The organism is Piscibacillus sp. B03 (assembly GCF_052246295.1).
GTDB lineage: Bacteria > Bacillota > Bacilli > Bacillales > Alkalibacillaceae > Piscibacillus.
Map to the genome: position 1 here is coordinate 39788 of NZ_JBQQCO010000018.1, position 12127 is coordinate 51914.

General features: G+C 38.8%; 12 protein-coding genes. All 12 read right to left on the reverse strand.

Features of this window, described 5'->3' with window-relative positions; all coding sequences use genetic code 11:
• Positions 1-49: 49 nt before the first annotated feature.
• Positions 50-1027, reverse strand: a complete 978-nt coding sequence (locus ACTWQB_RS12395; protein ID WP_443139504.1) for a tetratricopeptide repeat protein — start codon at positions 1025-1027, stop codon at positions 50-52.
• Between the two features lie 160 nt (positions 1028-1187).
• Positions 1188-2819, reverse strand: coding sequence for a glycerol-3-phosphate dehydrogenase/oxidase (locus ACTWQB_RS12400; protein ID WP_443139527.1), 1632 nt, complete (start codon positions 2817-2819; stop codon positions 1188-1190).
• Between the two features lie 24 nt (positions 2820-2843).
• Entirely contained in the window at positions 2844-4337 is a 1494-nt protein-coding gene (gene glpK / locus ACTWQB_RS12405; protein WP_443139505.1) for a glycerol kinase GlpK, read from the reverse strand.
• Positions 4338-4667: 330 nt separating this feature from the next.
• Positions 4668-5183 carry an acyltransferase gene (locus ACTWQB_RS12410; RefSeq protein WP_443139506.1) on the reverse strand — a complete coding sequence of 172 codons (516 nt, stop codon included), beginning with the start codon at positions 5181-5183 and terminating at the stop codon, positions 4668-4670.
• A gap of 5 nt (positions 5184-5188) precedes the next feature.
• Positions 5189-5827 (reverse strand): pyrophosphatase PpaX, encoded by a 639-nt coding sequence (ppaX, locus tag ACTWQB_RS12415; protein ID WP_443139507.1) that lies wholly within the window; start codon positions 5825-5827, stop codon positions 5189-5191.
• Complete coding sequence (locus tag ACTWQB_RS12420; protein WP_443139508.1) at positions 5802-6776, reverse strand: nucleoside recognition domain-containing protein; 975 nt, start codon at positions 6774-6776, stop codon at positions 5802-5804. Before ACTWQB_RS12420 ends, ppaX begins: the two co-directional genes overlap by 26 nt.
• A 24-nt stretch (positions 6777-6800) precedes the next feature.
• Positions 6801-7664 (reverse strand): prolipoprotein diacylglyceryl transferase, encoded by an 864-nt coding sequence (gene lgt, locus ACTWQB_RS12425; protein WP_443139509.1) that lies wholly within the window; start codon positions 7662-7664, stop codon positions 6801-6803.
• Between the two features lie 14 nt (positions 7665-7678).
• A complete protein-coding gene (hprK, locus tag ACTWQB_RS12430; protein WP_443139510.1) occupies positions 7679-8617 on the reverse strand; it encodes an HPr(Ser) kinase/phosphatase in 939 nt (312 codons plus the stop codon).
• Between the two features lie 893 nt (positions 8618-9510).
• Entirely contained in the window at positions 9511-9867 is a 357-nt protein-coding gene (locus tag ACTWQB_RS12435) for a phage holin family protein (protein ID WP_443139511.1), read from the reverse strand.
• 13 nt (positions 9868-9880) lie between these two features.
• On the reverse strand, positions 9881-10957 hold the full coding sequence (locus tag ACTWQB_RS12440) for a DUF4097 family beta strand repeat-containing protein (RefSeq protein ID WP_443139512.1): 1077 nt from the start codon (positions 10955-10957) through the stop codon (positions 9881-9883).
• 113 nt (positions 10958-11070) lie between these two features.
• The gene (gene bshB2 / locus ACTWQB_RS12445) at positions 11071-11760 is read right to left on the reverse strand and encodes a bacillithiol biosynthesis deacetylase BshB2 (protein WP_443139513.1); all 690 of its coding nucleotides are present in this window, start codon (positions 11758-11760) and stop codon (positions 11071-11073) included.
• A gap of 12 nt (positions 11761-11772) precedes the next feature.
• On the reverse strand, positions 11773-12126 hold the full coding sequence (locus ACTWQB_RS12450) for a YojF family protein (protein ID WP_443139514.1): 354 nt from the start codon (positions 12124-12126) through the stop codon (positions 11773-11775).
• Position 12127: the final 1 nt, after the last annotated feature.

Consider the following 12127-nt stretch of genomic DNA (forward strand, 5'->3'; position numbering starts at 1 on the left):
TTAGAACTGTATGTTAGCGACAAACTTTTTGCTTATACCCTTAACCGTATTAACTAAAAGACTGAAGTGATGGGTGCTTTTCCAGACCTTGTTTCCAAATTTGAATACTCTTATCCATTAGGTCATGAGCCGCCAAAACCGTTGCATACCAATAATAATAGCTTAAATAATTGGATACCTCGTACTGATTAACTTGTTGGAAGCGCCAAAGAGCTTGCTCATACTCTTTCACACGTGCAAATGTAATAGCTAGTTTTAATTTTTGCGGTTCATACGTCGGATATACATTATAAAGTGATGGTAACAATTCTTCAAACTCTCTGTTTTTACCACTTTCAAAATAAAAATATACTAAGTTAAGGCGACTATGAAGATTAGTGGGATCCTGCTCAAACCACGCCTCTTCTAATGTAATCGCTTCTTGTTGATCACCTTTTCTAAATAACGCATAAGCATACTCATGTTTTGCTGAAAAATATTCAGGATAAAGAGTCATCATCTCTTCTAAAATTTCAAGAGCCTCTTCCCACTCCTCATGCTCTAAATGGTAAAAAGCTGTTTCCTGATGAATCATAATTTCATCCATCTCATCGATATCAAAATCATCTTCTTCATATTCCTCAGCTGATAATTGATCTAACATATCAAGAAGTCTAACCACTTCATCTCTAAAGTCACCATTCTCTTGTAACTCTAGATACTTATGACCAAACTTTTTTGCCTCATAAAATAGACCTAAATGCGCATAATTGTTGGCTAATAAATAAAAACAATCCGGATAAGCATGTCCATGATGATCGACTACTTGTTGTAAAAGATCATTCGCACGATGGTATTGACCAATCTCCGTGTACAAGACCGATAACTGAGACAAATAAAGCGGATTGTTTGGCTTAAGCTCTAAAGCCTTTTGAAACCATTTCTCAGCCTTTTCAAAACGCTTACCTTGAAATGCTTTTACGCCATATGAAAAATAAAAATCACCCTCATGACGATATGGGATAATATTAGAATCTCTAGTTTGCATAAAGGCCTCCCGAACTTAGATTACAGTCCAAGTATAGCATAGTTGTCTAACTTTGACGTATTTTGCAGAATTTTCAATTATAAAGGAGGCATGTTGGTGCAAACTGCAATTAAATTTAGCGAAACAACACATAAAAAGTCAAAACAAAAATCCCACAGTTTTAGATCTGTGGGACTGGTTCTTTAGCTTCTTTAATTGCTTTTTGAAGTTCAGCAACATAATCTTGATATTGCTCGTTACGCCAATTAAAATACTTTTTCATAAAATCGGTAACCGCATGTTGATGTTCCTTTACCCATTCTATATTAAAATATAATGCTCCAGTTCTTCTAACAAAGAAGTCAACTGGCTTATAAACTTGTTCGTACTCTAATGTGTACATTAATTCAGCATAGACTTCTTTAGGCATTCCTAAATCATTGGGTGCCTGCTCGTAGTAATAAAACACTTTCTGAACATTTGATCCATAACGATGAACTAACGATTGAGCCACGGCTTCTTTTATACCGATTTTTTGACCTTCATAAATCATTAGTAACGAAAAGGATTCAAAGCCTTTTGAGCCGTTGACGTCTCCGCCACTAATCGGAAGGTGTTTCGTGCTCGATTTAGGAACATCAATATTTAATTGCTTTGCGGCTAAATCTACAACTTGCTGAGCCATTTTTCGATAACCTGTTAATTTACCACCAGCAATCGACATTAGGCCTGAATCGGATACGAAAATTTCATCTTTTCTAGAAATCTCAGAAGGGCTTTTACCTTCCTCATGAATAAGTGGTCTCACACCAGACCAAGTAGACTCGATGTCATCTTCTAAAAGCTTGACGTTAGGAAACATTTGATGGATCGTTTCTAATAAATAAATTCGATCCTCTCTTGTCACCGTCGGATTCGTTAAATCACCTTCAAACGGTGTATCGGTTGTTCCAACGTACGTTTTGCCATCACGAGGAATGGCAAACACCATTCGACCATCAGGCGTGTCATAATAGATTGCTTGCTGTAGCGGAAACTTTGTATGATCAAACACTAAGTGAACACCTTTTGTATGAAACAAATACTTATCCTTTTTTACGTGATCCATCGAACGAATTTGATCAACCCATGGTCCTGTAGCATTTACGATCTTTTTACCAAACACTTCATGAACTGTGCCATCCGTTAAGTCGTGAGCTTTTACTCCAACTACGTGACCATCATTATATAAAAGCTGTTCGACCTTCATATAATTAAAAGCTGTTGCACCGTTTTCGATGGCCTTCTTTAAAACTTCTAACGTTAACCTAGCATCATCGGTTTTGTATTCGACATAATAGCCGCTACCTTTAAGCCCATCACGATTTAATAACGGTTCACGGTCAAGCGTCTCCTCTACCGTTAGCATTTTGCGGCGTTCATCTTTTTTCACGCCTGCCAAAAAGTCATACACTCTAAGCCCGAGATTCGTCGTTAACGGGCCAAATGTACCTTTTTCATAGAACGGTAGCATCATCCACTCAGGCGTCGTTACATGTGGGCCATTTTCATAAACGATGTCCCGTTCCTTACCGACTTCGGCAACCATTTTCACCTCAAAGTTCTTAAGGTAACGTAAACCACCGTGTACTAACTTAGTTGAGCGACTCGATGTACCTGCAGCAAAATCTTGCATCTCTAAAACCACAACCGATAAGCCTCGTGTGACAGCATCTAACGCAATTCCCGCTCCAGTGATGCCTCCACCTATTACGACAAGGTCAAATTCTTCTTTTAATGCACTTTTGTTTTCTTCACGATGTTTATTCGACATAGCAGTCAAGATCTAACACCCTTTCTACGATATAAAAGCTTGTGTCGCTTTAACGGCTCTCTTCCAGCCATCATATTTTTCCTCTCGTTCATCCTCACTCATGTTCGGTTCAAACATGCGATCCGTTTTCCACTGATTCGCGATTTCATCTTTACTATCCCAATAACCAACAGCTAAGCCTGCTAAGTAAGCAGCCCCTAAAGCAGTTGTTTCATTCACAACTGGGCGTTCGACATTAGCATTTAAAATATCACTTTGGAATTGCATTAGAAAATCATTTTGCACGGCGCCACCATCAACACGTAAGGTTTTAAGTTTTAAACCAGCATCTTCAATCATCGCATTGACGACATCCTTCGACTGGTAAGCTAGTGATTCAAGTGTTGCGCGAATAAAGTGTTCCTTTTCAGTACCACGCGTTAAGCCAAAAACAGCTCCTCGGGCATGACTGTCCCAATACGGTGTGCCTAGTCCAACAAATGCCGGTACCACGTACACACCATCAGTAGATTCCACACGTTTAGCATACATTTCACTATCTTTAGCTGATTTGAACAATCTAAGACCATCGCGCAACCATTGGATTGCAGAACCAGCAACAAAAATACTACCTTCTAATGCATAGTGTACCTCGCCGTCAACACCCCATGCTAATGTTGTCAATAAACCATGGTCTGAGGTCACCGCTTCACGACCTGTGTTCATTAACATGAAGCATCCTGTACCATACGTATTTTTCGCCATTCCTTTTTCAAAACACGCCTGGCCGAATAAAGCCGACTGTTGATCGCCGCACGCACCTGCGATTGGAACTTCATAGCCTTGAAATTGATATTCAGCCGTTTTCCCATAAACTTCAGAAGACGGTCGCACTTCCGGTAGCATGCTTTTCGGAACATCTAATATTTCTAAAAGCTCATCATCCCATTTCAATTCATGGATGTTATACATTAATGTGCGAGATGCATTTGAGTAATCGGTCACATGCACTTTCCCGCCTGATAACTTATAGATCAGCCATGTGTCAATCGTGCCAAACATAAGATCCCCGTTTTCCGCCTTTTCTTTGGCACCATCTATATGATCTAAAATCCACTTCACCTTTGTTCCTGAAAAATATGGATCTAACAGTAAACCTGTTTTTTCTCTAAAAAGAGGCTCGTGGCCTTCATTCTTAAGTGTTTCGCAAATGTCCTCTGTTTGTCTAGATTGCCAAACAATCGCTTTATGAATCGGTCTTCCTGTATGACGGTCCCAAACAACCGTGGTTTCACGTTGATTGGTAATCCCGATTCCGGCGATTTGATTCGGTTCAATGTCAGCTTTTCTTAACACTTCAGACATACAAAATTGCGTCGACGTCCAAATTTCATTAGCGTCATGCTCCACCCAACCTGGTTGCGGGAAATACTGCTTGAACTCTTGCTGAGCAACCTCAACCATTTCCCCTTTTTTGTTAAACAAAATGGCTCTTGAGCTAGTTGTACCTTGATCTAACGATAAAATGTATTGTTCCATTCCGATTCCTCCCTTGAGGTATGTATTATATTATTCCCTTTGAGATTGATCAGTAAAACATGAATGATAGAGTGTTAATCGTTGAAGTAAGTATATTGAAATATTGATTTGTGTTAAGCGAAGGTGGCGACTCCAGCGGGAACAGCACGGACTGAAAATCCTCTTTGAGAAGAAAATAACTTTTCTTCTCAAAGATAGTTGAAGCCGTGCCCGCGGAAAGCGTCCACCGAAAGCGTTTCACAATTCAACAATAATTTTCAAAAGATATAATATTTAAAAACGCATACGATCTTAGTCTCTTCTAAGAAGTATACGTCTTTCAGTCATAAATTATTTCTGTTGTAATTGGCGTTGTTCCATCTCTTCCTTCGTATAGATGAGCTTCATTGGATTTCCACCAACAAAACAGCCAGCGGGTACATCTTCATGCACTAGCGTTCCAGCAGATACAATCGCACCATCGCCAATGGTAACACCAGGTAAAATTGTGCTGTTCGCACCAATCATCACCTCATCACCAATGATGACATCTCCTAGCCTGTACTCTTCAATTAAATATTCATGGGCTAAGATTGTCGTGTTATAACCTACGATCGAATTTCGACCAATTGAAATTTTTTCAGGAAACATAACATCGGGCATCACCATTAAGGCTAAAGCTGTAGACTTACCAATTTTCATGCGCAAGAACGTGCGATAGAGCCAATTTTTCACTTTTAACGAAGGTGAGTAACGACCTAACTGAATGAAAATAAAATTTTTACACACCTTTAAAAATGGAACTGTTTTATAAATTTGCCAAAGTGAATTGCTTTCCGTTACTCTATAACGTTCTGTCTTGCGCATGACCCTCACTCCTCAACAATCTCAAGTAAGTCAGAAATATGATTTAAGACGTAGTCTGGATTTAATGACTCAATAAAGTCTTTCCCTTTTGCTGACCAAGCCACACCCGCGGTTTTGGTCCCCGCACTTTGCCCTGCATGGATATCGTGAGAATTATCTCCAATCATGATGGTTGTTTCAGGATTTCCACCAAGTGCGTCCATCCCTTTCAACACCGGTTCAGGATCTGGTTTGGCATTACTAACATCATCTAAACCAATGACGACATCAAAAAATTGATCTAAGTGAGTAAGCTCTAATCCTTTTAAGGCTGTCTCACGAATCTTAGTTGTGACAATCGCCATTTGATAGCCTTTTTCATGTAGCGCTTGGATGGTTTCAAATACACCGTCATAGCTTTTTACATATAAATCGTGGTTGGATAAATTATGCTCGCGATAAGTTTTAACCATTTCTTCAACTTGATCAGGGTTCACTTTTTCAAATGAATCGCGTAATGGCGGTCCAATAAATTGTAAAATATCTTCTCTTGTATATTCTTTATCTAAATGTGCTTTAAACGTATGTTTGAACGATTCAACGATTAGCTCATTCGTATCAATTAACGTTCCATCCAAATCAAACAGAATCGTACGTATGCTCATGTGTGACTGCATCCTTTCTGGTGTCTTTTTCTTTATTTTTTTCATATCGGTTCCAAATATAAGCTATAGTTGCGGTTAGAATTATAGCCGTCGTTAATCTAATCAATAACAATGGCCATACAGGGATACCTAGCGGAATAAAAACAAGCGTATCTTCAACAACAGCGTGACATGTTACAAGAAATATTAACACGAGGGTCATATCTTTTCTAGAAACATTGTCTTCTTTAACCGCTTGAATCATTAAGCCTGCACCGTACGCAAGACCAATCGTTAAACCAGCAACTAACGTCATTGATGCATTTTCTTTTACCCCTAACATTCTTGTAAAAGGCGCAAGCTTCTGAGACATCCAATCCATCCACTGATGCTCTTTCAACCATTGCATCACGATCATTAGCGGAATGACAATAGCTGCTAACTGGACAATTGAAAGGAATGCTGTCTCCAAACCAGTTAAGGCGATCTCACCCCAACCATTTGGTTCAGGACCATCATTAGAGATTAGCCCATACTTCGCCATTTCCTGACCACCTTGCCAGAATAAGTTAACGAGAACAGCTGACACGACAGCTAACCCAACTCTGACAGCAATAATAATCCAAAACTTAACCCCTACTTTAGCTGCCACCGCTGACTCTATAAACAAATTATGAGAGAACGATAGCATCAACGCTAATATAAACACTTCTTTAACGGTAAAATCAAAGCTAACAATCGCGCCAATCCCAGCGTATAAATTAAGCGCATTACCTAGCACCAATGGTACCGCCGCTTCACCTGGTAAACCAAGTAGGGTCATAAGTGGTGCAATCCAGTCAATCACCCATGAGAGAACAGGTGTGTACTGAAGGATTGTAACGATTAACGTAATAGGAAAAATAATTTTTCCTAACGTCCAAGTTAACTGTAAGCCACTTTGGAATCCCCTCTTTAATGTTCCCTTCATCTTTCTCGTCTCCCTTGGTTGAATCTATTTCTTTTTCTTCTTTTTATTTGTTTGACCTTTTTTCTTTAATGACGTCCCATCGTATAAAACATCATCGTAACCTTTTTTATGTCTGTAATATAGAACTAATAAGCTACCTAAAATGAGTAGAATCGAAATCACTTGTGCGGTACGTAATCCTGGAATGATGTATAAACTATCCGTTCTCATTCCTTCAATAAAGAAACGTCCGAATGAATACCACATCACGTACGTTAAGAAAATAACACCGCGGCGTGGGTTCACTTTATATCTTAAAACTATTAAAAGAATAATGCCTAACATACTCCATACTGATTCATATAAGAATGTTGGGTGATGATAAACCCCATCAACACACATTTGATTCATTATGAAATCTGGAATGTATTGGTGGAAGTTTTGATAAGCAGATTCAGAGATCGGCCCACCGTAAGCCTCTTGGTTCATAAAGTTACCCCAGCGGCCTAACATTTGACCAATTAAAATACTAGGTGCCGCAATATCTGCAACTTTCCAGAACGATACATCTTTTTTCTTAGCGTAAAAATAAGCCACTAATACAGAGGCAATTAATGCACCGTGAATGGCTAAACCACCTTCACGGATATCGATCATTTCTAAAAATGAATCATAATGTTCCCATTGGAATATGACGTAGTATAATCTAGCCCCAATGATGGCGGCAGGTATAGCGAACACTAATAAATCGATAAAGAAATCTTTATGTAACCCTAAACGCTTAGCTTCGCGCTGAGCAACAATCAACCCTATCAGGGCACCTAACATAATTAAAAATCCATACCAATATACAGGAAATGGTCCAAGATTCAAAAACACTCGGTCATATGGTTCTGCCGTACAATACATCGATTACTCTCCTTTTATTCGATTTCGTTTTTATCTACATCGTCTATGACTGAATTTAATCGATTAGAAAATTCCTCTGCTGTGTTAATCCCCATCCGTTTTAAACGGAAATTCATCGCGGCTACTTCAATAATAACCGAGACATTTCGTCCAGGTCGAACTGGTATCGTTGCTTTAGGTAATTCCACATCCATGATTTTCATTTTGTCTTCATCTAATCCCAGACGGTCATACTGTTTATCCGCTGCCCAAGTTTCTAAGTGGACAACCAATGAAATACGCTTATAATTACGAACAGCACCAGCTCCGAATAATGTCATCACATTGATAATACCTAATCCTCTAATTTCAAGTAAATGCTCAATGAGATTCGGTGGATTCCCAATTAACGTATCATAATCCTCTTGTCGAATCTCCACGTTATCATCTGCTACTAAGCGGTGACCACGTTTAACGAGCTCAAGTGCTGTTTCACTTTTACCAATACCACTTTTACCTGTGATTAGAACACCAACACCATACACATCCACTAATACACCATGTAAAGCTGTTGATGGTGCAAATTTAGTATCTAAAAATGTGGTCAATCGGCTAATGACGCGTGTCGTCTTATAAGGCGAACGCATAACCGGCACCCCTGCTTGATTAGCAGCTTCAACTAAGGCTTGAGGAACATCAAGCCCACGGGTAATAACAATACCGGGAGTCACATCTGTACACAACCGTTCCATACGGTCTGCGATTTCTTCTGGTTTCAAATCATATAAAAATAATAACTCTGTACGTCCCATTAACTGAAGACGTTCTTTTGGGTAATGCGTAAAATATCCGGCCATCTCCATTCCCGGCCTCGATATATCACTACTGAAGATTTCACGATGCACACCATCTTCACCAGCCACTAACTCTAAATCAAAACGTTCTATTAAATCCTTCGTACGGACCTTAATCATCCGTCTCTCTCCTTTTTACATCACATCATTATTCATAACTATATCATATCTTAAAAACGCTTATCATTAAAAAGGTTTATAAAAGAATTTCGATTAGGTTAAGCCAATTGTTGATTGAGGAAGCTCGAATATTAGTAGAAACGCTCTGTTTGTCGATTAGGAGAGGCCTAATATCGATAGAAATGCTCCGATTGTCGATTAGGAGAGGCCTAATATCGATAGAAACGCTCCGATTGTCGATTAGGAAAGCTTCAATGTCGATAGAAATGCTCCGATTGTCGATTGGGAAAGCCCGAATATCGATAGAAACGCTCCGTTTGTCGATTGGGAAAGCCCGAATATCGATAGAAACGCTCCGTTTGTCAATTGGGAAAGCCCGAATATCGATAGAGACGAACCGTTTGTCGATTGGGGGAGCTTCAATGTCGATAGAAACGAACCGTTTGTCGATTGGGAAAGCTCCAATGTCGATAGAAACGCTCCGTTTGTCGATTGGGAAAGCCCGAATATCGATAGAAACGCTCCGTTTGTCGATTGGGAAAGCCCGAATATCGATGAAGACGAACCGTTTGTCGATTGGGAGTGCTTCAATGTCGATAGAAACGCTCCGTTTGCCAATTGGGAAAGCCCGAATATCGATGAAGACGAACCGTTTGTCGATTGGGAGAGCTTCAATGTCGATAGAAACGAACCGTTTGTCGATTGGGAAAGCTCCAATGTTGATAGAAACGCTCCGTTTGTCGATTGGGAAAGCTTCAATGTCGATAGAAATGCTCCGTTTGTCGATTGGGGGAGCTTCAATGTCGATAGAGGTGCACTAATTTTCGATTGGGGTGGCCAAACTTTCAATAAACATAAATATAATCCCCCTCTACTTGAGAGGAGGATTATATTTAATTCAACACTTCTTTTAAAATCTTTTGCAAGATTGTATTTAAGATCGTAATAATAATTGCGGCTAAAATTGCGATTCCAAATCCATTTATAATAAAATCGCTACCTAGTAGACTTTGGGTAATCATCAGGGTAATCGCATTGATGACAAATAAAAACAGTCCTAATGACAGAATCGTGATTGGTAACGTTAAAAAGACTAATATAGGTTTGACGATTGCGTTCAAGATTCCTAGAATGATACTCGCTAACACGGCTGTCTGAACACCATTAATATCAATGCTTTGGAATAGTTCATTTACGGCTAGTAAAGCAATCGTGTTAACGACAATTGAAATAATCCAATTTTTTAACATCATAAGTCCCCTTTTAACTAAAACTATTTATTTTAATACTTCCTGTTTTAGCTTCTACATCCACATCTAAGTAAGGGTCGTTCTCTGTTGTATTATAAAATTTAACTGTTTTCTTAACAATCTGGTCATCTACTTTTTGAACAACTACGTTCGGTAGATTTACATCAACACTACCAACACTCGTATTCGCAAAACCTTTAACCTTAATATCATTTGGCAGATACAACTGACATGACCCAGTTGTGGTTTTCAGGTTTGCTTTTTTAACATTAGAGTTTCTTAAGAAAGAGCGAAGGCTTCCTGTTGTTACATCAGCATCTAAATATTCAACATCTCCATCGTAGTAAATGGAACCTGTCGTCGTTTCAAGCTTAGCCTGAGATAATTTAGCCTGGTTTAAACGAATCGATCCATGTCTAGTTTCAACATAAACCGAATCGCCTTGGTAATCATCTAAGCGAATACTGCCATTAATACTCGACACTCGCGCCAAATTAACATTTAACTCCCTTGCTTTAACCGAGCCATTAATAGTTTTCACATAAGCTTGTTCATAGGCCTTCTTAGGTAAATGTATGATTAATTCAGCTGAAACATTCTTCTCATCTTGCTTAATATGGAGCGTATCATTGGTGACACCTGCTGATAATGAATCATCGAATATCTTCTCAGCTTTACTTTGATCATTCTCTTTAAATACCTTACCGTTCACTTCGATTAAAAGTTCACTATTATCAGTCGGAATAAACTCAACTGACCCATTTACTAAATCTAAATCCAGTTGTGTTAAACCTTCTGATGAAAAGTTAAAGCGACGTTTAACATTTACATGGTTAAACGTAAACTCAAAAGGACCTTCTTTTATACGTTGAATTGTGTCATCTATAAAACTTAAGAAGCCATCTTTGAAGCTTTTAAACTCATTTTTGAACTCTTTAAACGAATCTTGTTCGTCATCATAACTAGACTGACTTTCTGATTGTTTTGGCTTTTGCCCCTTTTCTAAGGCGTCTAATAATTTTTCTGCCTCTTCAGACGTTAAATGGCCTTCCTCTAATAACTTTAAAATTTTATTACGCTCTTCACTCATTTTAAAATTCTCCTCCTTGTAACATCTTACCTTAATTGTATGTAAAGATAAGATGCTCGCCATCAATCATCAGACCGAAATCTTAATACTTATTTTCAGCCTGTAGACGGAGATTAATAGTTGATTTGATCAACATCAACTTCATAAAAGCCTTCGTACCGGAAGCGTTCCATTGCCGCTTCATACTCATCATCAGATTCACTATTAGCTAGTAGCTGGTTTAGCATTCCCACTGCTTGAGAACGATGAGCTTTAATAGCATCAAGCTTTTTATCAAATGAATCAATTAAATCAACCACCACATTTGGCTTACCTAGTCTCTCACGATGATCATTTGAAAATGCTGTAGCCCAAACAGTAGGACGTTTACCCGGTTCCATCAGTTTGACTGCTTCAAACGTTGCTGCCCCCATGGCATTATGGTCTGGGTGAACAGCAAACCCAGGATAGAATGTGATCACTAATGAAGCCTCTAAATCCTCTAGGTATTTTTTAAAACGTTCAGCCATCTCATCTCTTGGTTCAAATTCAATCGTTTTATCACGATACCCTAGCATTTCTAAGTTCATATCTAATACCGAACAAGCATCCTGCAATTCTTTTTTTCTAATCTCAGGAAGTGTTTCACGATTAGCAAAAAATGGACTCCCCATATTACGTCCCATTTCTCCTAAAGTTCCACAGAGATACGTAACAGGGACATCAGCTTCTCTAAATTTTGAAATTGTCCCTGCCGCACCAAACGACTCATCATCGGGGTGCGGATAGATAACTACGACATGTTTATGATCTTTAAAATTCATTACAGTTCCCCCTTAGTAAGAAAATGGCTCAGGGCTAATTTGTAGTGCAACCATTAGACGCCCTTCACGATCATGACCGGCTAATAACAATTGGTTCTTATCGGTATATTCAAAATCTGTTAAACCCTCAGCATAAATCCAGCCAATATCATGCTTTAAACCAACTCGGAAAGAATCGTCATGTTCGACGACTTTTCCTTGTTTATAAGTTAATTGTGCGTTTCTAATATAAGCACCGACATTATAAGCGTTCGCATTAAAATGACTCGCATACGCCCCATTCGTCGTTTCGAGATGGACATATACTGGTTGATCCGCAAATTGATTTATATAATCTTGTACGACATCTAGTTTAATGGCTTCCATC